The organism is Myroides odoratimimus (assembly GCF_004337635.1).
In the GTDB taxonomy this organism is placed as follows: domain Bacteria; phylum Bacteroidota; class Bacteroidia; order Flavobacteriales; family Flavobacteriaceae; genus Flavobacterium; species Flavobacterium odoratimimum.
In genome coordinates, this window is the sequence record NZ_CP037427.1 from 2,629,424 (window position 1) to 2,650,663 (window position 21,240).

At 33.8% G+C, this 21,240-nt stretch carries 19 protein-coding genes; 15 read left to right on the plus strand and 4 right to left on the minus strand.

Translation table 11 applies throughout. The features are described from left to right. Positions 1 to 69 precede the first annotated feature (69 nt). The 8 genes from E0Z07_RS11845 to E0Z07_RS11880 all read left to right on the plus strand — a co-directional run bounded on the left by E0Z07_RS11845 (position 70) and on the right by E0Z07_RS11880 (position 11,767). Positions 70 to 1,215, plus strand: coding sequence for an N-acetylmuramoyl-L-alanine amidase family protein (locus tag E0Z07_RS11845; protein WP_006259202.1), 1,146 nt, complete (start codon positions 70 to 72; stop codon positions 1,213 to 1,215). Between the two features lie 56 nt (positions 1,216 to 1,271). Next, complete coding sequence (locus E0Z07_RS11850; protein WP_006259201.1) at positions 1,272 to 2,237, plus strand: MlaD family protein; 966 nt, start codon at positions 1,272 to 1,274, stop codon at positions 2,235 to 2,237. Between the two features lie 65 nt (positions 2,238 to 2,302). Beyond that, positions 2,303 to 3,628 carry a (Fe-S)-binding protein gene (locus E0Z07_RS11855; protein WP_006259200.1) on the plus strand — a complete coding sequence of 442 codons (1,326 nt, stop codon included), beginning with the start codon at positions 2,303 to 2,305 and terminating at the stop codon, positions 3,626 to 3,628. A gap of 51 nt (positions 3,629 to 3,679) precedes the next feature. After that, positions 3,680 to 4,471, plus strand: coding sequence for a (Fe-S)-binding protein (locus tag E0Z07_RS11860; protein WP_131540789.1), 792 nt, complete (start codon positions 3,680 to 3,682; stop codon positions 4,469 to 4,471). 3 nt (positions 4,472 to 4,474) lie between these two features. Beyond that, a complete protein-coding gene (locus tag E0Z07_RS11865; RefSeq protein ID WP_006260980.1) occupies positions 4,475 to 4,960 on the plus strand; it encodes a hypothetical protein in 486 nt (161 codons plus the stop codon). 85 nt (positions 4,961 to 5,045) lie between these two features. Beyond that, positions 5,046 to 7,916 carry a glycoside hydrolase family 3 N-terminal domain-containing protein gene (locus E0Z07_RS11870; protein WP_131540790.1) on the plus strand — a complete coding sequence of 957 codons (2,871 nt, stop codon included), beginning with the start codon at positions 5,046 to 5,048 and terminating at the stop codon, positions 7,914 to 7,916. A gap of 278 nt (positions 7,917 to 8,194) precedes the next feature. Further along, positions 8,195 to 10,555, plus strand: a complete 2,361-nt coding sequence (locus E0Z07_RS11875; RefSeq protein WP_131540791.1) for a TonB-dependent receptor — start codon at positions 8,195 to 8,197, stop codon at positions 10,553 to 10,555. Between the two features lie 9 nt (positions 10,556 to 10,564). Further along, complete coding sequence (locus E0Z07_RS11880; protein WP_016649565.1) at positions 10,565 to 11,767, plus strand: YncE family protein; 1,203 nt, start codon at positions 10,565 to 10,567, stop codon at positions 11,765 to 11,767. A 93-nt stretch (positions 11,768 to 11,860) separates the two neighbouring features. On the opposite strand, the gene E0Z07_RS11885 is transcribed toward E0Z07_RS11880, so the two are convergent. After that, complete coding sequence (locus tag E0Z07_RS11885; protein WP_006259194.1) at positions 11,861 to 12,637, minus strand: hypothetical protein; 777 nt, start codon at positions 12,635 to 12,637, stop codon at positions 11,861 to 11,863. 226 nt (positions 12,638 to 12,863) lie between these two features. On the opposite strand from E0Z07_RS11885, the gene E0Z07_RS11890 reads away from it, so the two are divergent. After that, entirely contained in the window at positions 12,864 to 13,484 is a 621-nt protein-coding gene (locus tag E0Z07_RS11890) for a hypothetical protein (protein WP_006259193.1), read from the plus strand. Between the two features lie 31 nt (positions 13,485 to 13,515). On the opposite strand, the gene E0Z07_RS11895 is transcribed toward E0Z07_RS11890, so the two are convergent. Then, positions 13,516 to 14,103, minus strand: a complete 588-nt coding sequence (locus E0Z07_RS11895) for a thioredoxin family protein (protein ID WP_016649562.1) — start codon at positions 14,101 to 14,103, stop codon at positions 13,516 to 13,518. Positions 14,104 to 14,197: 94 nt separating this feature from the next. On the opposite strand from E0Z07_RS11895, the gene E0Z07_RS11900 reads away from it, so the two are divergent. From E0Z07_RS11900 to E0Z07_RS11925, 6 genes are all read left to right on the plus strand, one after another. After that, positions 14,198 to 14,782, plus strand: a complete 585-nt coding sequence (locus E0Z07_RS11900; RefSeq protein WP_081048728.1) for a Crp/Fnr family transcriptional regulator — start codon at positions 14,198 to 14,200, stop codon at positions 14,780 to 14,782. A 61-nt stretch (positions 14,783 to 14,843) separates the two neighbouring features. Beyond that, a complete protein-coding gene (locus tag E0Z07_RS11905) occupies positions 14,844 to 15,869 on the plus strand; it encodes a saccharopine dehydrogenase NADP-binding domain-containing protein (protein ID WP_058699526.1) in 1,026 nt (341 codons plus the stop codon). Beyond that, positions 15,869 to 16,447, plus strand: coding sequence for an NAD(P)H-dependent oxidoreductase (locus E0Z07_RS11910; RefSeq protein WP_058699527.1), 579 nt, complete (start codon positions 15,869 to 15,871; stop codon positions 16,445 to 16,447). The genes E0Z07_RS11905 and E0Z07_RS11910 overlap by 1 nt, the downstream gene beginning before the upstream one ends. A 206-nt stretch (positions 16,448 to 16,653) precedes the next feature. After that, a complete protein-coding gene (locus E0Z07_RS11915; RefSeq protein WP_058699528.1) occupies positions 16,654 to 16,959 on the plus strand; it encodes a thioredoxin family protein in 306 nt (101 codons plus the stop codon). 17 nt (positions 16,960 to 16,976) lie between these two features. Then, positions 16,977 to 17,477 (plus strand): DUF2938 domain-containing protein, encoded by a 501-nt coding sequence (locus E0Z07_RS11920; protein WP_006259187.1) that lies wholly within the window; start codon positions 16,977 to 16,979, stop codon positions 17,475 to 17,477. Between the two features lie 15 nt (positions 17,478 to 17,492). Further along, positions 17,493 to 18,449: an AraC family transcriptional regulator gene (locus E0Z07_RS11925; protein WP_131540792.1), complete on the plus strand. Its 957-nt coding sequence runs from the start codon at positions 17,493 to 17,495 to the stop codon at positions 18,447 to 18,449. A 67-nt stretch (positions 18,450 to 18,516) separates the two neighbouring features. On the opposite strand, the gene E0Z07_RS11930 is transcribed toward E0Z07_RS11925, so the two are convergent. Both E0Z07_RS11930 and E0Z07_RS11935 read right to left on the minus strand, forming a co-directional pair. Then, positions 18,517 to 20,091, minus strand: coding sequence for a DHA2 family efflux MFS transporter permease subunit (locus E0Z07_RS11930; protein ID WP_025125604.1), 1,575 nt, complete (start codon positions 20,089 to 20,091; stop codon positions 18,517 to 18,519). Positions 20,092 to 20,094: 3 nt separating this feature from the next. Beyond that, positions 20,095 to 21,240, minus strand: coding sequence for an HlyD family secretion protein (locus E0Z07_RS11935; protein WP_131540793.1), 1,146 nt, complete (start codon positions 21,238 to 21,240; stop codon positions 20,095 to 20,097).

The window sequence follows — 21,240 nt, forward strand, 5'->3', positions numbered from 1 at the left end:
AAACTTACATATATTTTTTTTGAAAATGTATTTTTATTTAAATTATAAAACGTTATAAATATCATTTATATGAATTACAGTCGTTCTAAACTGTTTGCCTTACTAGCTATTCTTTTCCTGAGTTTCTCTATACAAGCACAGAATGGGAAAAAATTTAAAGTTGTATTAGATCCTGGACATGGAGGAAAAGATACTGGTACTAACCATAAGAAGAATGTAGAAAAGGATATTGTATTAGCAGTAGCTTTAGAGGTAGGTAAGATATTAGAAAAACAATCTGATATAGAAGTGTTCTATACTCGTAAGACAGATGTGTTCGTTCCAGTAAAGGAGAGATCTGTATTAGCTAATGATAACAATGGAAACGTATTTGTATCTATTCACTGTAATGGTGTTAATAGTGAATCTGCTTCTGGTACTGAGACTTATGTAATGGGGCTTAGTAAGAATAAATCTAACCTAGATGTAGCTAAGACGGAGAACTCGGTGATTATGATGGAGGATGATTATAAGACTAAGTATGCGGGCTTTGATCCTTCTTCTCCAGAGTCTATTATTGGTTTGACACTATTACAAGAGGATTATATTCATCAGAGTATTGATTTAGCAAGTAGAGTACAGGATGGTTTTACAAATGATCTGAAGAGAAAGAATAGAGGAGTAAAACAAGGTCCGTTCTGGGTATTACACGGGGCTTTTATGCCTAGTATATTGATAGAGTTAGGTTTTGTTTCTAATACAGCAGAAGGGAATTATTTGACTTCAAGTAAAGGACAGAAAGAATTAGCTCGTTCTATAGCACAAGGGATTATTGATTATAAAGCAGCTTATTATGGAGGTAGTAAAACTCTAGTATTAGCAGATTCTAATGATAAAGCAACGGCTAAAGTTGATAATAGTAGAAAGACTACAACTAACGAGACAACTACTAATTCTCGAAAAGAAAGTAGTTCAAACACTAAAAAAGTTGTTTTTAAAGTGCAAATTGCAGCAGGATCAAAAGTGTTAGCTTTAAAACCTGAGAATTTTAAAGGACTAAGAGGAGTGACGACAATGCGCGTAGGAAATCTTAGTAAATATTATTACGGGGAGACAAGTGACTATGAGACAGCGAAACAAAATCAGAAAGTAGCAAAGGATAAAGGACACAGTTCTGCATTTATTGTAGCATTCAAGGATGGTAAAGTGATTACAGTAGAGGAAGCATTAAAATAATATCAAGCGCTTTAGAAATAAAAGTTTATTTTTGCGTGTTATAAAAATGAAAAGTTTTGAAAATATCAAGAGAAATTAAAACAGCGATTTTAGTATTAGGAGCTATTGCTTTGTTCATTTGGGGTTACTCATTTTTAAAAGGGAGAAACATATTTGATAACAGTACTAGATTTTATGTAGAATACGATAATGTAGAAGGATTGACTACTTCTTCAACGGTTACCATTAATGGTTTAGTCGTAGGGAAAGTATCTAAGATCGATTTAGATAATACTTCAGGAAAATTAAAAGTTGAGTTATTGATGACTCAAAAAATAAATATATCTAAGAATAGTGTAGCTAAGATTTACTCTCCTGGATTATTAGGAGGTAAAGGAATTATGATAGATCCTTTATTTGGAGATACAAATTTCGCTGAGTCTGGACAAACGCTTAAAGGAGAGGTAGTTTTAGATATGACTGAGAAGTTGACAAAACAAATTGAACCTTTACAGTTAAAAGTAGAAGAGGCTTTAGCCAATTTAAATACAATGTTAGCTTCTGTTAATAATATAATGGATGAGAATACACAGCAGAGTTTAAAAAGCGCAATGACTCAATTAGATGGTACTTTAGCAGGTGCTAATAAGTTAATGGCAGCTACTAATCAGATGGTTGCAGCGACTCAGCCTAAGTTAGACGGTACGTTGACTAACTTAAACACGATGAGTAGCAACTTTGCTTCTATTTCTACAGATTTAAAGGCTTTGGATATCAAATCTACTTTTACTAACTTAGATAACGCTACTGCAAGTATGGATAAAATCATGGGAGATATCCAAGGCGGTAAGGGATCAGTTGGTAAATTATTGAAAGACGAACAATTATATAGTAACTTAGAAGGAGCAAGTAAAGAATTAGAAGCTTTACTACGCGACTTAAAAGAACATCCAAAACGTTATGTACATTTCTCTTTATTTGGTAAGAAAGCGACACCTTATCAAGCAACAGAAGAAGAGAAAACTGCAGAGGTTAAGGAATAATAAACTAAACAGCTAAACCAACTAACAAGAAAAACTAACAATTACTGAAAACAATTATTACGACTATGGAGTATTTAGGCCAAGTATTATTTTTACTTCTTTTAGTTGTTGGGTTTGGATTCTTTATCAAAAATATAAAGAAGCTAATCCGCAACATCAAAATAGGAAGAGATATCGATCGAACAGATAATCCTTCAGCTCGTTGGAAAAACATGATCCGCGTAGCTTTAGGACAGTCTAAGATGGTGAAAAGACCTATCCCAGCTATCTTACATATTTTTGTATATGTAGGTTTTGTGATTATTAATATTGAGATGTTAGAAATCATCGTTGATGGTTTGTTTGGTACACATCGAGTGTTTAGCTTCTTAGGTGTAGGCTATGATGCATTAATTGGAATTTTTGAAGTACTAGCTTTCTTAGTTATCTTTGGAGTTGTTGTATTCTGGATTCGTAGAAATATAATTAAACTTAGACGTTTTAATCAACCAGAAATGGAAGGTTGGGCTAAGCGCGATGCGAATAATATTATCTACATTGAGACAGTGTTGATGTGTTTCTTTTTAATCATGAATGCTGCAGATTATTATCTTCAGAGTATTGGTTATACACATTATACAGCAGTAGGATCATTTCCTATTTCTAGTTTTATCAGCCCTATATTTGACGGAGTTAATCCTGCAACAGTTGCATTCATTGAGCGTTTTTGTTGGTGGGGACACATAGTAGGGGTGATGTTGTTCATGAATTATTTATATTATTCAAAACACTTACACATCTTCTTAGCATTCCCAAATACATATTATGCTAATTTACAACCTCAAGGAGAGTTTAATAACTTAGAGTCTGTTAAGAAAGAAGTTTCTTTAATGATGGATCCTAATGCAGACCCATACGCTGCACCAGCAGAACCTGTAGGAGAACCAGAGAAATTTGGTGCTCAAGATGTAATGGATTTAAATTGGGTACAGTTATTAAATGCTTATTCTTGTACTGAGTGTGGTCGTTGTACATCTTCTTGTCCTCAGAATATAACAGGTAAAAAACTATCTCCGCGTAAGATAATGATGTCTACTCGTGATCGTTTAGAGGATGTAAGTAAGATATTAGATGCGAATAATGGTCAGTTTGTTGATGATGGTAAGACATTATTAAATGACTATATTACACCAGAAGAATTGTGGGCTTGTAATACATGTAATGCATGTGTTGAAGAATGTCCTATAGACATTAGTCCACTTTCTATTATTATGGATATGCGTCGTTTCTTAGTGATGGAACAGAGTGCCGCTCCTGTAGAGTTAAACAACATGATGCAAAATGTTGAGAATAATGCTGCTCCATGGCAATATAGCCAAATGGACAGATTAAACTGGAAAGACGAAAACTAAACATTAACTATCATAATCCTTTTTTAGGATTATCTCAATAAACACAAGATTATGTCAGCAAATTTAGTAGTGCCTACCATGGCGGAAATGATGGCAAAAGGAGAACAACCAGAAGTGTTATTCTGGGTAGGTTGTTCAGGAAGTTTTGACGATAGAGCAAAAAAGATTACAAAAGCATTCGTAAAGATATTAAATAAAGCAAACGTATCATTTGCTGTACTTGGTACAGAAGAAGGTTGTACTGGGGATCCAGCAAAGAGAGCGGGGAATGAATTTGCATTCCAAATGCAAGCAATGATGAATATCCAAGTATTAGATGGATATGAAATTAAAAAAATCGTAACTGCTTGTCCTCACTGCTTTAATACACTTAAGAATGAATACCCTGATTTGGGTGGTAAATATGAAGTTGTACACCATACTCAATTTTTGAAATCACTTTTAGATGATGGAAGATTGACTATAGAAGGTGGGCAATTTAAAGGAAAGAGAATTACTTTCCACGATCCATGTTATTTAGGACGTGCTAATCAAGTTTATGAAGCTCCGCGTCAATTGATTGAAAAATTAGATGCAGAGTTAGTAGAAATGAAGCGTTCTAGACAAAATGGTTTCTGCTGTGGTGCTGGAGGTGCTCAACTTTTTAAAGAACCAGAACACGGTGATAAAGAAGTACACGTAGAGCGTACAGAGGAGGCTATAGGAACTAATGTAGAGATTATCGCTGCTGGATGTCCTTTCTGTAACACAATGCTTACAGATGGGGTTAAGTTTAAAGAAAAAGAAAGCTCAGTAAAAGTGTTAGATGTAGCTGAGTTAATTGCAAACGCAGAAGATTTATAAAATATGTTTAAACCATTTGAAGAAATGCCTGATCATTCGAGAGTTTGGATTTACCAATCTAATCGTAAGTTCTCAGATGAAGAGGTTCAAGATATAGATAAGGAGTTAGCAGCTTTTACAGAAGAATGGGCTGCCCATGCTACACCATTAGCATCTTCTTATAAGATTTTTTACAATAGATTTATAGTGCTAGCAGTGGATCAAGATATACACCCTGCTTCAGGATGTTCAATAGATGCTTCAGTTCGTGTGATTCAAGATATTGAACAAAAGTATAATGTGGACTTACTAGATAAGATGAATGTTACTTATAAAACAGGAGAATTCATTGCTTTTAAAACTTTATTAGAATTTAAAGATTTAGTAAAGTCTAAGTCTGTATCAGCTAATACGATTGTATTCAATAATTTAGTGAATGATTTAGGAGAGTTTAGAGAATTTTGGGAAGTTCCAGCATCTGAAAGTTGGCATTCACGTTTTTTTAAATAGATTCTAATATTTATATTTACGATATCAAAATCACCATCAAATAGACTTTTGATGGTGATTTTTTTTTGACCTAAAATAAAAACTAATGAAAAGATTGACTGTTGTACTACTTCTTGTGGCTTCTAGTGCGTTTGGACAGGTTAAGTTTAATCAAGCTAGACAGAAACAATGGGTAGATAGTGTATATAATACGTTGAATTTAGAGGAGCGAATAGGACAGCTGTTTATGGTTGCAGCTTACTCTAATAAAAATGAGGCTCATGTACAGAGTTTAGAGAAACTTGTGCAAGAACAGCATATTGGAGGATTAATTTTCTTTCAAGGTGGACCTGTTCGTCAAGCAGAAATGACTAATCGTTTACAGACTTTAAGTAGGGTACCTATGTTAGTGGGTATAGATGGAGAGTGGGGACTGAGTATGCGTTTAGAAGATACTTATCGTTTCCCTTATAATATGACATTGGGTGCTGTTCAAGATATGGACTTGATTTATCAAGTGGGAGAAGCGATGGCTAAACAAACCAAACGCTTAGGTATGCAGTTTAACTTTGGGCCTGTATTAGATATTAATATTAATCCAAAGAATCCTATTATCGGAGTGCGTTCTTTTGGGGAGACGAGAGAGATAGTAACAGATCGCGCTAGTGCATTTATGCAAGGATATCAGAGTCAAGATATTTTCGCAACAGGAAAACACTTTCCTGGACACGGTGATACTTCTACAGATTCACATCACAAATTGCCTGTAATAGACTTTGATAAAGGGCGCTTAAATAGAGTTGAATTTTATCCGTATAAAAAGTTATTTGAAGAAGGGCTGTCTAGTGTGATGATAGGTCACTTAAATTTACCCGCTTATGAACCTAATGATATTCCTACTTCGTTATCTCATAATATTGTAACGAAGTTGTTGAAAGAGGAATTAGGTTTTGAAGGACTGATCTTTACTGATGCTTTAAATATGAAAGCTGCAACAAGTTTTTTAAAACCCGGAGAAGTAGATTTAGCCGCTTTTAAAGCAGGAAATGACTTATTACTTTTCTCTGAAGATGTACCTACTGCGTTAACGAATATATTAGCTGCTTATAATGCAGGAGAAATATCAGAAGAACGCCTTTCTCATTCAGTAAAGAAGGTTTTGGCATATAAGTACAAGTCAGGTATGACGAAGTTCTCTGCTATTGAAACAGGTAGCTTAGTTAAGGATTTAAATGCTCCAGTTTACGATGATTTAAATCAGAAGTTGTACGAAGAAGCAATGACTTTAACGAAGAATGAAGATAGGTTAGTTCCTTTTAAACATTTAGAAAAACAAAAGATAGCTTATGTAAAGTTAGGAGATGATGATGGTAGTGACTTCTTAAGTATGTTACAAAATTATGATGATGTAACAGAAATTACAGGAGATAGCTTAGAAGATCTTTCTGCGTTTACAACTATTATTGTAGGATATCACAAGGTTGATAATCCATGGCGTAAGCACGATATGTCAGACACAGAGAAGGCAACTTTACGTAATTTAGCCGCTAGAAAGAATACTGTGTTAGTATCTTTTGCTAAACCGTATGCGCTTGAGTCAATGCCTTTAGATAAAGTAAATACTGTGTTAGTAGGGTATCAGAATAATAAATTTGCTCAGCAAGCTGCCGCTCAAGTATTATTTGGGGCTATAGGAGCTAAAGGAAAGTTACCAGTTTCTATCAGTGGTTCTTTCACTGTTGGTACAGGACTTAAAACGAAAGCTATTGATCGCTTAGGTTTTTCTACTGCAGCAAATGAAGGGATGGATCCTGATGTGTTAAATGGAATTGATGTCATTGCTCAAGGAGCAATAGATAAACAATATACACCAGGTATTCAGGTAGTAGTGGCTCGTCATGGCAAAGTAGTATACCAAAAAGCTTTCGGACATCATAATTATGATGGTAGTACAAAGGTCTTAAATACAGACTTATATGATTTAGCATCTTTAACCAAGATATTAGGAACCTTACCAGTATTGGTAAAGATGTATGATGATCATAAGGTAAGAATGGAGACTAAACTTGGACAGATGTTGCCGATGTTTAAACATACGGATAAAGAAGATATTACTTTTAAAGAGTTGTTGACACATCAGTCAGGTTTACCAGCTTGGATTCCTTTTTATAAACGTACACTAGCAGAGAATAATAGACCTGATCCGAGTTTATATAGTTTCTTTTACACTCCAGAGTATCCTACTCAAGTGTCAGAGAATTTATATATTAAAAAAGGGTATACAAATGAAATCCTACAACAAATAGCAGATTCTAAATTATCTAAAAAGGAATATAAGTATAGTGATTTAGGGTTTATTATGATGAAGGAGTTCGTGGAGAGTAAATATCACAAGACATTTGATCAAGTAGTGGAAAGTGAGTATTATAATAAGATGGGAGCTTGGCGTTTAACTTATTTACCATTGCGTAAATTTGACTTGAATGTAATTCCTCCTACTGAAATAGATAATTATTACCGTTACACTACTGTACAAGGATATGTGCATGATATGGGAGCAGCTATGCAAGGTGGAGTTGCTGGACATGCAGGGTTGTTTGGATCAGCGTTAGATGTAGCTAAAATGATGCAGTTATATCTGAATAAAGGGGAATACGGAGGAGATCGTTTCTTCTCGGAAGATACTTTTAATACATTTAATGAGTGTGCTTATTGTAGTAAAGGTAGTAGAAGGGGAATAGGATTCGATAAACCGCAAAAGCCAGGTTCTCCTGGTCCAACATGTGGATGTGCTTCAATGTCTAGTTTTGGACATACAGGGTTTACAGGAACAATGGCTTGGGCTGATCCTGATAAAGATTTAGTATTTGTATTTTTATCAAATAGAACTTATCCTGATAGTAATGTGAATAATCTATCTAAGGCTAATATTAGAGAAGATATTCAGAAGGTAATTTATGAGTCGATAGTAAAATAAACTTAGATATGACGTAAAAGCGTAGCGATGGCTACGCTTTTTTTATGAACTGTATTTAGTGCTTAGTTGTTATCTAGTTTGTTATGAGAAAGTTGAATAATTATGTCATTATGTTCTTAAGATAGAAATGATGGTGTCTTTATTTGTTAATTTGTTGATATTGTGATTATTTTGATTTAACACAAATAATCTAATTAGACTCGTTAAAAATAAAGTTGTATTTCTTTGGTTTTTATTAACATGACCAATACTTTTGTTATTTAAAATTAATTTAAATAATGAGACCGTTTAAGGAAGTATTTTTTTGTTTTTTACTACTTCTGTTACCTTGTTTAGTAAATGCTCAAGGAACTGTAGGTAAAGTAAAAGGAATCGTTTATGATTCACAGAAAACTCCCATTATAGGAGTATCTGTTTCTATTAAAGGAAGTACAATTGGTGTTCAGACAGATCTAGATGGGAAGTTTGAATTACAGCACACAACAGGACAACATACAATACTGTTTAATTACGTAGGAATGGTTGAAGAGAGCAGAACTGTTCAATTTAATACAAGCCCAAAATCATTGAGTATTACTATGCAAGATGAGCCTTCTGTATTAGATGATGTTGTGGTTAGTGTAAAAGGTAAAGTAGATGCTTTAAAAGAGCAAGCTTTTACAATAAGTGCTGTGGATATGCAAAAGATAGCTAATAGTACTTATGATTTAAATCAAATACTGAATAAAAGTAGCGGTATCAAAGTTAGACAACAAGGTGGTGTAGGGTCTGATTATAATTTTTCTGTAAACGGGATGTCCGGAAAAGCAGTTAAGTTTTTTGTAGATGGAGTTCCGTTAGAGATGTTAGGTAAAGGAGTGGATATGAATACACTTCCTATTAATATGGCTCAACGTGTAGAGATATATAAAGGAGTTGTTCCTGTTCATTTGAGCACTGATGCCATGGGAGGTGCAGTGGATATTATTACGAATGGTAGTTCTAAAGATTATTTAGATGCAAGTTATATGACAGGATCTTTTAATACCCATAAAGTTAATTTAAATGGACAATTAAAAGATAAGGGTACTGGAATTATCATGAGACTGAATAGTGCTTATAATTACTCAGATAATGATTATAAGATGCGTGATATGAAGATCTATAATCCCCAAGCTGAGAAGTATGAGTATAGAGATGTAAAGCGTTTTAATGATCGTTACAAATCTTTATTTGTAATGGCAGAATTGGGAATAGAGGATAAGTCATGGGCTGATATGTTATTCGTAGGAGTGTCACATTCTTTATTTGATAAACAAATTCAGACAGGATCTAATCAAGAGATTGTATATGGAGGAGTGAAGAGAGAAGGAGATGCGAATAATTACTTCTTAAAATATAAGAAGAAAGACCTATTGAACGATCGCTTTGATATCAATTATTATTTAGGGTATTCTAAGAGTTTAGAAAAAGGAACGGATACTTTAATGAGAAAATACAGTTGGGACGGAAGTTATGTTCCTGCTGCAGGAAGTGAACTTTCTAACCCTTCTTTAAGTAGACAACACAGAGATCGTGTATTCTCTCAATTAACTACAGAGTATAGATTAAGTGATTCTCACAAGTTTAACTTTAATTATATGTTAGATTATGTGAAGAATCAATCTTATAATTTATTATACGATAAGAGAGAAGATGCTTATCCAACAAAAATGACAAAACAGATTTTCTCTATTAACTATCAACAAGATTGGTTTGATAAGAGATGGACTAATGTGTTTTTTGGAAAGTATTACTTAGTTGATTTAGATAAGACTGTCTTTGACTCTTCTACACGTAAGGATGTCCCTGTTAAAAATCAATCAGGAAATTGGGGATATGGTGTAGCGAGTACTTTTAAAATTACCAATGAACTAGGTTTAAAAGCTTCTTTTGAAAAGTCATTCCGTTTATTAGAACCAGAAGAAATATTTGGTGATGGTGTGTCTATTACTAGTAACTTAGCTCTACGTCCTGAGAGTAGTAATAACTTTAATTTAGGGGTGTATTATAGCCAACGTTTTGATAATCACTTCGTACGTTTTGATGCAGCTGGATATATTAGAGATACGAAGGATTATATTTATACAGTTCCTAATTTATTCAATAGTACTTTTAAATACGAGAACTTATCTAATATCTTCACTAGAGGAGTTGAAGGAGAATTTAACTATCAGTATAAGAATATCCTTAATATTATGGCGAATATTACTTATAACTATGCTTATGACAATACGAAATACGCTAATAATAGTGATAATGTAGAGTCTGCTACCTATAAAAAAGAAGTGCCAAATCAGCCTTGGTTATATGGTAATATAGATGTGAGTATAGGGCAAGATGATTGGTTCCAAAAAGACTCTCGTATTGAGTTAACTTATGGGGTATCTATGACAGAGTGGTTCTATAAAAACTGGCAGTCTTATGGAAATAAAAAGAATATTCCAACGATTCCTCGCCAGACATTACACGATGTAGGAATCAATTATTCGATAGCAAAAGGGAAGTATAACTTTGCTTTGAATTGTACTAATATTGGAAATGCTCTTGCTTATGACAACTTTAAACTTCAAAAACAAGGTAGAGCATTTTATTTCAAATTCAGATATTCTTTAAAATAGACATTACAGATGAAAAATAAATCATATACAATATTATCTATGATCTTATTACTTTTTACAGTGATAGGATGTAGTAAAGAACCATCTCAGAGTGGTGGTTTTGAAGGAGAAAAAGATTATAAGTATTTCTTATTATCAGCATTGGGAAGTTGGCCTAATACGGTTCATTATATTACAGCTACCAATGATGTGACACAAGGAGTTATGGATCTAAATAGAGAAGGTGATGAAATTAACTCTAAAGGAACGTATTCTTATATTGTTAAGAATGGTTATATCTATAACTATAAAACAGATCAAGGAGTATTTAAAAAGTTTAAATATACAAATGATAAGCTAGTTACAGAGATAGAAGTACCTTTCTCTTATATTAATGACGTGAGTGCTTATACATGGGCTGATGATAACACTTTGATTCTTTTTGGAGATACAAGTGATATAGAGCGCATCCGATATACAGTTTTTAATACAACAAATCTTAAAATAATAAAACAAGGAGAAGTGTCTGGCCTAGAGCCTTTCCCTCAAGGATATGACCATTATTCAATAGGTTCTGCAGCTTATATAGATGGAGTATTGTATTTACAGTACGGTTTTAGAAATGCAAAATGGTTGACACCTAATTTCTATAATATAGCTTCTATTTCATATCCAGATTTTAAAGTAATCAAATCAGAAGCAGACACTCGTAGTAGTGGAGCTAGTAATGGTTCTCCTTATTTTAAAACTTCTTTTGTAAAGGATAATGACAGCTTCTACTATAGTTGTTTTACACGTACTAATTCAGAGGCTAAAGACATTTATCTATTTAGAATTAAGACAGCAGAGGGAGTATTAGATAGATCTTACGAAATTAATTTGACGCAAGTATTAGGTGGATTAAAGCCTGAAACAGCGATGAATTATATCGGAGATAATAAAATGATTGTTGGGTATAGAGACCCTGCTAAAGGAGGAAGTTATAATGGAAGATATGCTATTATAGATTTGGAGACTAGATCTGTTGTAAGACAGTTGACAGAATTACCTTTAGATGAACCGTATGAACTAGGTTTCTTTGTTCAAGATAAGAAAGTATACTTAGCGATTAATAGTGCAGAAGAAGGAAATTATGTTTGGATTTATGATCTAAAAACAGACAAGGTTACTAAGGGAATGACACTTCCTGATAAGATATCAGGATTTGCACGTTTCGATAAATTCTATGACTAATAAATTAGAATAATAAGTTTGATTTTTTATAGGAAGGAATATCTTTCTATTAGTTTGGTTAGGTTTGAAGCCACTTCCTTGGGAGTGGCTTTTTTATTTAGGATATTCTTCATAAGCTTTGAATAAGTTTCGGAGCATTTTGAACAGAGTCGTACTGTTTTCTTTGGTGCTTTCGAGTTTACTTTTTCGCTTAGCAGTGAAGGTGAATGATTCATTGGGTGTAAGGATAGTTCCTTCTAAGTAATTAGTATCGATTAGGGAAGTTTGAAGAAGAGTAGGTCTATCTTTAGACATAGAAGAACAGATAAAGCCATCTTGAGTCATTACACCTTCAAAACCTTCATTTCTTGTTGTACGTGCGATTAGAGTACCTTCATTTTGGAATAAATGGAAGTTCTCTATTTTATAGTATTCTGTAAATTTAATTGGAGAATCTTGTTCTGAGAAGGTAAACTCCCACTGACCAGTTACATTAATAGTTGTATATGTTGTTGGAATAGAGAAGCGAGGTTCTTCTGTCTTATAGGCTATAAAAGGGATGGTAACTAAAGTATTTTTACCTTTCTTATCTTCAAATATTCCTTTAATCGTATCGCTTTGTATAATTCCTTTTAGATGGATATGACCGCTGTAATCTAAAGGGTTGATAAAACTATCACGAGCTATTTTGGTATATTCTTTTTGATTTGTAATTGGACCATCTGTAAAAACAGTACGGTAACCATGAATATTAAGTGGAATGCTATCTAGTGTGAAAATAACAGGAACATTGATTCCTTTTATAGTAAAATAGGCTTTCCATCGGATAGAAGAATCAGTGTAATCTTGATTGCTTAACTTGTCTGTACAGCCATTCAAGAGTAAGATCATTAGAAAAGAGATAAAAAGAGATCGAATAACAAACATGGATAGAAAATGTAGTGAAACAATAGGTTATAAACACTAAAACCTTTGCATAGAATGAACTATTTATCCAAAGGTAAGCTTTTATAGTTAGCTTCTATATCATCTATATATTACTTCTATTATTTTGATATAAATAAGAATTTAAATAGAAGTTTTTTTATCATTTATTCTAGGCCAAAAAAGTATATATTTGATAGGAACAGAGAAGTTGTTTTGTGTTATTCTTATAACTCTTTTTATGGATGAAAATATAGTAAAAACGCTTGTTAATAAATTAATGAAGTCAGCACAGCTTATACTGACTTTTGCTTATTTATTGGCTATAGGGATAGGGATGTTGTTTAATAATCAGAAGTACAATGCTTTTGGTATTAATATTTTTGATTACTCTTCTATTTTTGATTTTTTGATAGCTCCTTTTGCAGACTTTAGAATAGTAGCTTTTGCTATTGTGACAATGATTATTACTTATCTATTGTTTAAAGGTGATGCATATTGGAAAGAGAAATTTCCTGCTAATTATAGTAAATCAATATTTAATCTTGAACAATATTCTTGGTATAGAAAGATAAAAGGAGGTGTGTTTATCTTTATTTTTATCTGGTATCTTATACTGATGGCACAGTATTATGGCAAGCGAACTTATGTTGAAACACTACAACAAGAAACGACTAAAATAGAGTATATAGGAGGAGATGTGATAGAAGGAATCCTTATAGGGAAGACCAGTGATATGTTGTTTTTATATGTAAATCAAGAAGTAAAAGCCATACCTATATCTGCGAATCTAAAGACTATACAGATTAAATGATAAAGGCTGTCCATTGGACAGCCTTTTGCTTTTATTTCTTCGGAGCATTGTCTACGAACATCTGCTTTACTTTAGCTACGTCATAGCTTTTATCTGCTTCTAATTCACCAGAGGAAATTACATTAGTTGTTTTTCCTTCTCCATTGATTACGATGAAGAATGGATAACCTAATTTTTGTCCTTCAGGAGCATATTTTTCAAATGCTTTAGCATTTTTGTGTTTAGCTGTATAATTTAAATGATAATAAACATAGTTCGCATCAACTACAGTTTTTATATCTTGATTTTTTTGTACAAAATCATTAAAACGAAGACACCAGATACACCAGTTACCACCAGCTTGTACAAAAACGTTTTTGCCTTCAGCTTTAGCCTTTGCGATTAGTTCTGTTATTTTAGCATCACCATCTTCTTCCTCATTATATGGTTTTGCTAATGCCTCTTTTTCTTTGGCAATAGCCTGTTTAGCAGCAGCTGTATCTATTACAGTAGTAGGTGTATTATCAGAGGTAGTTGCTTCTATTTCTGTTGCTACTTGTTCTGTTTTAACCTCTTGTTTACAGCTTACTAATGTTAGTACTGTAGCTAGTACTAGAGATGATAAAACTAATTTTTTCATATTTGTTAGGTTTATGTATTGTTGTTTCTAAATGAAATTCTGCGAAATGTAATAAAAATTAATAAGATATTGCATATATAGGATTACATTTACCATGAATATGGTATCTGTTATGCTCAATATATTTTTTCAACGTTTTAATCTATTCTCAGAAGAAGAGATAGGTGATATTGTTGCTTTATTTGTACAACGCAATATCGCTAAGAATGACTATCTCGTAAAGGAAAATGACTATTGTGAAGAAATAGCCTTTATTGAATCAGGCGTATTTCGCTCCTTTTATACAAACGAAAAAGGAGATGAATTGACTTACTGCTTTCGTTTTCCAGATGATTTAATAGGAGCTTATTCTGCATTTATCACTGGAGGTAAGAGTATAGAGAGTATTCAGGCAATTGTTAATGCGGTAGTTTGGTCTATTCAGAAGAAAGATCTCGATGCCTTAGCAGATAGATTACCTCAGTGGACTACTTTTTTAAAGATTATAGCTGAGCAACAGTATTTAGAATTAGAACGCAGAGTGATACAGTTTCAGCGAGAGAGTGCCTCTGAACGCTATAAGAATCTACTGATTCATCACCCTAATTTTGTACAGTATATTCCGTTACAGTATTTGGCTTCTTATTTAGGAATTACCCAAAGACATTTGAGTCGTATTAGAAAAGAGATTACTTTTTAGACATTTGTCCAGTATTTAGACCTCTATAGGTTATTAGTTTTGTCTGTAAATCAAATCAATTATGCAGAACAATGTTTTAATCATAGGAGGTAAGGGGTTAGTAGGGAGTACTATAGCTCGTATCTTAAAAGAGCGAAACCCTCAATGTAATATAATCTTAGGAACTAGAGCTCCTAAAGATCTACAGAAAGAAGTACAGATAGATGTCAATAGCCCATCTTCATTAGAAGTTATTCTATCTAGAAGTATCAATTTAATTATTTTATCTGTTAATGACCAGAAGGATTATGTACTTCGTTTTGCGATAGAGCATGGAATAGATTATTTGGATATCACTAAGCCAACACCCGCTCTACATAAGGCATTACAGATTACTACAGAATATACTAAGTATAATAGCCGTATTGTATTTGGCTCAGGTTGGATGGGAGGTATTGTTCCTGGATTAGTCAAATCTGCTGTACCTGCTACAGAAAAAATAGAGAGTGTACAGCTGATGGTGTATTACTCTATAAAAGATAAAGCAGGCGAAAGTTCAGCTCATTTTATGGCAGAACATGTAGCAACCCCTTTTGTTCAGTATCAAAAGAATCAGCCTAAGGAGGTTTTACACTTTTTAGATAGTGAATCTTATTGTTTCTCTTTCGGGTTGAGAAATAGACAAGTTTACAACTTTGATACTCCTGATTTATATATTTTGAATCAAGTAGAAGCTGTACCTACCGTAAGTGTGAAGATGACTTACAATTCTAAGTTTTTAACTCGTGTATTAGGTTGGATGCAGCAGTTCGGTGTATTTAAAAGAATGTCTTTAAAGGCAAGGAGAAAGACATTTGGAGGTAGTGGAGCAGGAGATATCTCAGTATTCGAAATCATTATTAAAGGCTCTCAGCAAGTAAGGAGAATTTTATTAAAGAGTGATAGAGGACAGGCAGAATTGACTGCTTTATCAGCCGTATTACATACAGAGGTATTATTTAGTAATGAAGTTCTACCTGGGCAGTATTTTGCACATCAACTTCACGGAGAAAAAGCACTTTTCACAGACCTACAACAATATGACTCTATAACAATAAAAGAGATATAATGAAGAAAATAACAGTTATCAATGGACATCCTAATAAGGATTCTTTAAATTTTGGTTTGGTAGAGGCTTATATTAAAGGAGCTAAAGATAGTGGAGCAGATGTGAGAGAAATCACAGTAGCGAAGATAAACTTTAATGCGAACTTACAGTATGGTTATCAGAAACGCATGGAACTAGAACCAGATTTAGTAAAGGCGATATACGATATTAAATGGGCTGACCATCTTGTATGGGTACATCCTGTATGGTGGGGTGGACTTCCCGCTTTATTAAAAGGATTTATCGATAGAATATTTCTACCAGGTATTATGTATCAGTATAGAGAGAATAGTATGTTATGGGACAAATTACTGAAAGGTAAAACAGCTCATATTATCACTACCTTAGATCAGCCAGGATGGTATTATCGCTTGATGTATGGAAGACCTAGTGTTAATCAATTAAAGAAGTCAACACTGCAGTTCTGTGGTGTATCTCCCGTAAAAGTGACTTATATTGGGATTGTTAGAAACTCTAAAGAAGAGCAGAGAGTGAAGTGGATTGCCAAAGCAGAGCAGCTAGGGAAACAATTGAAGTAAGAGTAATCTTGATTTTTGTTTTTATAGATAGTATAAGAACTAGAAAGATGAGAAGAGATAAATCTGTACTTTGTCCTATTAAATCTCCTATAAGGGTAAGAATAAAGAATAAGAACGCTATTAGTTTTGTAATGTCAAAATAATAGCGTTTTTTTATTCTATGTAAATATCAACGTTATTATTCAATTTTAAAAAAGACAACAAAAATGGAAGAGTTTATAGACTTTGACAATTTAAAACGTCCTGTTTTAGTTCAATTTTATGCTGACTGGTGTACTCCATGTAGAACACTATCAGGTATAATAGATCATATAGAGGAGGATATAGAAGCCAAAGTAGATTTGATAAGAGCAAATATAGATCAGTGTAAGGACTTAAAAGAAGAGTTCTTTGTTCGCTCTGTACCCACGATGATTTTATTAAATAAGCAGGGAGATATCTATTGGCGTCAGACAGGTGTTGTTGCTCCACAAGAGATTATGAAGCACGTGTGGCAAGTGGATAAAGAATAATTTAAAGAATTGAAATAATGAGTAACGTTGTATTATTAATTGAGTATGCTTTATTATTAGGCATAGGAGCTACTATATTTATGGATCTTTATGCGGTAGTTATTAAGAAACTGTTTAATATTCCATCATTGGACTATGCGATGGTGGGTAGATGGATAGGATCTTTTACGAAAGGAGTGTTTAGTCACCCTAATATTATGCAGGCTACGCCAGTGAAGAATGAGAGAGCATTAGGATGGATAGCACATTACCTCATTGGTATAAGTTTTGCTTTTGTACTATTGTTAATTTGTGGTGTAGAGTGGCTTTTAGTACCTACATTTTTACCTGCATTAGTGATAGGAGTGGCTACGACAGTGTTTCCATTCTTTATGATGCAACCAGCCTTTGGGTTTGGAATAGCAGCTTCCAAAACACCTAAACCAAATATAGTAAGGCTACGCAGTCTTCAAGCGCACACTATTTACGGGATAGGGTTATATGTAGCAGGATGGGTATTATCTCTAATTATTAGATAAAAAGTAAGGATATAAATGAGTCAAAGTAATAAAGATATAAAGGAAATAGAATCAATAGAAGATTTTAAGAATCATTTTTTGGTTTCTGAAGGAGGCACTTGTGGTGAGTGCAATAAACTGCGTTATAAAGAAGGGGCAGGTTATATGGAGGTCTTGTCTTTAGCTGATTTGAGGCAGCACAATGATTTGTTTTTAGGCAGTCGTACGCGCAAGCGATTTTATAGTATGGTGTTAGTCACTAAAAGTGCAGTTACCGAAGTCATAGGACATAAAGAATACCGATTAGGTGAGCAGATGATGTACTTTATTTCTGATAACCAATTACACCAAATAAAAGAATGGACGAATGACCTAGAAGGTTTTATGTGTCTATTTGATTCAGATTATTTTTTACTTTGTATCAAGCATCAAATCAAATTGAATAGCTTTCCTTTTTTTCAATTGGACAAAGCTCCTTATGTTGAGCTTACAGAACGTGAGGTAGAGATGATGAGTCATCTGTTTTGGAAGTTAAATCAAGAGCAATGTCAAAAAGAAACTTTTAATGATGATTTATTAGTGCGTATGTTCTTGAATATTATCTTAATAGAGGCAGAGCGAATATACAATCAACAGACTACATCAACTCCTTTTGTATTATCTAGAAAAGAGCAGTTAGTAGCAAAGTACCAACTATTGGTGACCCAAAATGCTATTGAGTTAAAGCAAGTAAATCAGTATGCAGAGTTGTTACATGTACATCCTCATTACCTTAATGATATAGTTAAAGAAATCACCAATCAGCCTGCTAGTTATTTTATTCATAAGTATCTTATAGAAGAAGCTAAATCAAGACTGATACAGACGAATGATACAGTTGCTCAGATAGCTATAGATTTAAATTTTACAGAGGAATCTTATTTTGGTCGTTTCTTTAAAAAGAAAACTGATTTAACTCCTCTTCAATATAGAAAGCAGCACAAACAGCATTAAAAACTTACCTATATAAAACCAAAATAGAGACCCTAAGGTCTCTATTTTTATACATAATTGATTCTTATTAATGTCCAGCACCAGCAATGATCTTACCAGCTCCTTTTTTTATCAATAAGAGTATAAAAGGAATACAAATAAGAAATAGTACCCCTAAGAACATAAATACATCCATATAGGTTAATACTGTTGCTTGTTTAGTCACTCCTAGGTCTAGTAGGGTGTATGCCTTCTGAAGTGCTTCATCTGTAGGGAATCCTTTCGCTATAAAGCTTTGTTGTAAGGCAGTTACACGATTCTGCACTTCTAGAGAAGCAGTATCTAAATGACTTACTAATCCTAGTCTGTGGTTTACAGACCATCTAGAGATAAAGGTTGTGATTAGTGCGATACCAAACGAACCTCCTAATTGACGCATCATCCCAGTAAAGGCTGCTCCTTCACCTATCTCCCTATTTCTTAAGTTAGATAATGATAGTGTAGTAATCGGTACGAATAGTAATCCTAACCCCACTCCACGTATAACTAATGGCCAGAAGAAATGTTCACTACCTGTATCTGGAGTAAGTATATTACGAGCCCAGAAACTGTATAAGAAGAATACTAAGAATCCTGCAGATACTAGATACTTAGGAGGAACTCCTCTTTGTAGCATTCTAGCGATAAATGGCATCATTAAAGCAGTCATTAGTGAACTCGGTACTAATAACATCCCTGCATCTGTAGCAGTCCATCCTAAAATCGACTGGGTATAGATAGGAATGATAAAAGTAGAGCCATATAACCCAAACCCTAAGATAAAGGACAATACTGTACCAATGGCCAAATTAGAATCTTTCAGTACTCTTAAATTAACAATAGGCTTGTCACAGGTCAGTTCCCTCCATACGAAGAAAAAGAACCCCAATACAGATGATATAGATAGAGTCAGTATAGTACTGTTTTCAAACCAGTCATCTTGTTGACCATGTTCTAATACGTACTGTAATGAACCTACTGCGATAGCAAGTAATATAATTCCTAAGAAGTCTATTTCATTCAGTTTGCTCTTCTCTGCATATTTAGGACTTCTAACATATAATATGGCCAATGTGGTGGCTATAATCCCTAAAGGCACATTGATATAAAAGATAAATGGCCAAGAGTAATTGTCTATAATGTACCCTCCTAATGGAGGTCCAAGTGTAGGCCCTACAATAACACCCATACCGTATATTGCTTGTGCAACACCTCTTTTTTCTACGGGATAACTCTCTGTGATAATGGTCTGTGAAGTTACTAATAAAGCACCTCCTCCTAGACCTTGTATAAAACGGAATAGTATAATCTCCCATAGGGTAGTAGAATACCCACATAAAAAAGAAGCTACAGTAAAGATGATAATGGAAGCAGCAAAGTAATTACGTCTTCCAAACTGTTGTGAGAGCCAGCTAGTCATCGGCACTACTATTACATTGGCAATAGCATAAGCCGTTACCACCCAGGCGATATCAGTAAGAGAAACACCGATACTCCCTTTCATATCATTCATGGCTACATTGACAATAGTCGTATCAACTATCTCTAACAGTGCACATAGAATGGCTGTGATGGTAATGATTATTCTGCGATAACCGTGTTCTACTAAGCTTTCTTCACTCATCGCTTATCGTCCACTTTTAATGTTTACATCGATATCTACATTCATACCTGCCTTTACATAGACTAACATTTCATCCTTCGGATTAGTGAAAGTAATCTTCACAGGGATACGTTGTACTGTTTTTACGAAGTTACCAGATGCATTATCAGGAGGTAGTAGAGCGAACTTAGCCCCAGTAGCTGGAGACATAGAGTTAATCACTCCTTCGAACTCATGCTTAGGGAATGCGTCTACTTTTATTTTGACAGGTTGTCCTTCACGCATATATTGCATTTGTGTCTCTTTAAAGTTTGCCACTACCCAGATATTGCCTTTTTGTACAGTATTGAATAGTCCTTGTCCAGGTTGTATTAATTGCCCTACTTGTAGGTTAATTTTAGATACTTGACCATCTTCTTTAGCTGTGATCACGGTGTAAGACAAGTATAACTCCGCATTGTCTAAGTTAGCTTTAGCTTGATCTACCATTGCTTTAGCAGCATCTATCTGAGAAGTAGAAGCTACAGCTTGAGATCTACTAATATTTACTTGTTGAGCTACAGCATTTGCTTGTTTTTCTACTGCTTTTAATTGTTCTTGTAGTACGACTACTTGTTTTTCAGCAGTCTCTTTAGCAGCTAGCGCTTGCTCATATTGTTGTTTAGTAATAGATTGACTTTCATAAAGTTTGTTGTATCTCTCATAGTCATTATTTGCTCTCCATAGCTGAGTTTTTGCAGCATCTATATTTGCCTTGGCAGTCGCTACATTAGCCACAGCAGTAGAAGCTCCAGCCTGAGAAGATATTACTGTAGATTCACTAGTATTATGCCCAGCTTCAGCTACTTTTAATTGGCTTAATGCCGCTTGATAGTTTGCTTTAGCTTGATCTACTTTGATTACATATTCTGTATCATCTAGTGTGATTAATACATCCCCTTTTTTGACCATTTGGTTATCTAGTACATGGATACTTTTGATGTACCCTGGTATTTTAGATACGATAGGAGAGATCTTTGTTTCTACTTGAGCATCATCAGTAGTCTCATGAGCCATAGAATGGATGTATTTATACACACCATATCCTCCTCCAAATAGTATTATAGCTCCTAACGCAATAATAAATTTCTTATTTAGAGGTTTTTTATATTCATTATTATTTGTTTCCAT

Bases quoted from the DNA above. Each gene is read 5' to 3' on its own strand.
- E0Z07_RS11845 (WP_006259202.1), top strand. From the start codon at position 70: ATGAATTACAGTCGTTCTAAACTGTTTGCCTTACTAGCTATTCTTTTC.
- E0Z07_RS11855 (WP_006259200.1), top strand. From the start codon at position 2,303: ATGGAGTATTTAGGCCAAGTATTATTTTTACTTCTTTTAGTTGTTGGG.
- E0Z07_RS11860 (WP_131540789.1), top strand. From the start codon at position 3,680: ATGTCAGCAAATTTAGTAGTGCCTACCATGGCGGAAATGATGGCAAAA.
- E0Z07_RS11865 (WP_006260980.1), top strand. From the start codon at position 4,475: ATGTTTAAACCATTTGAAGAAATGCCTGATCATTCGAGAGTTTGGATT.
- E0Z07_RS11870 (WP_131540790.1), top strand. From the start codon at position 5,046: ATGAAAAGATTGACTGTTGTACTACTTCTTGTGGCTTCTAGTGCGTTT.
- E0Z07_RS11875 (WP_131540791.1), top strand. From the start codon at position 8,195: ATGAGACCGTTTAAGGAAGTATTTTTTTGTTTTTTACTACTTCTGTTA.
- E0Z07_RS11880 (WP_016649565.1), top strand. From the start codon at position 10,565: ATGAAAAATAAATCATATACAATATTATCTATGATCTTATTACTTTTT.
- E0Z07_RS11885 (WP_006259194.1), bottom strand. From the start codon at position 12,637: ATGATCTTACTCTTGAATGGCTGTACAGACAAGTTAAGCAATCAAGAT.
- E0Z07_RS11895 (WP_016649562.1), bottom strand. From the start codon at position 14,103: ATGAAAAAATTAGTTTTATCATCTCTAGTACTAGCTACAGTACTAACA.
- E0Z07_RS11900 (WP_081048728.1), top strand. From the start codon at position 14,198: ATGAATATGGTATCTGTTATGCTCAATATATTTTTTCAACGTTTTAAT.
- E0Z07_RS11905 (WP_058699526.1), top strand. From the start codon at position 14,844: ATGCAGAACAATGTTTTAATCATAGGAGGTAAGGGGTTAGTAGGGAGT.
- E0Z07_RS11910 (WP_058699527.1), top strand. From the start codon at position 15,869: ATGAAGAAAATAACAGTTATCAATGGACATCCTAATAAGGATTCTTTA.
- E0Z07_RS11915 (WP_058699528.1), top strand. From the start codon at position 16,654: ATGGAAGAGTTTATAGACTTTGACAATTTAAAACGTCCTGTTTTAGTT.
- E0Z07_RS11920 (WP_006259187.1), top strand. From the start codon at position 16,977: ATGAGTAACGTTGTATTATTAATTGAGTATGCTTTATTATTAGGCATA.
- E0Z07_RS11925 (WP_131540792.1), top strand. From the start codon at position 17,493: ATGAGTCAAAGTAATAAAGATATAAAGGAAATAGAATCAATAGAAGAT.
- E0Z07_RS11930 (WP_025125604.1), bottom strand. From the start codon at position 20,091: ATGAGTGAAGAAAGCTTAGTAGAACACGGTTATCGCAGAATAATCATT.
- E0Z07_RS11935 (WP_131540793.1), bottom strand. From the start codon at position 21,240: ATGGAAACAAATAATAATGAATATAAAAAACCTCTAAATAAGAAATTT.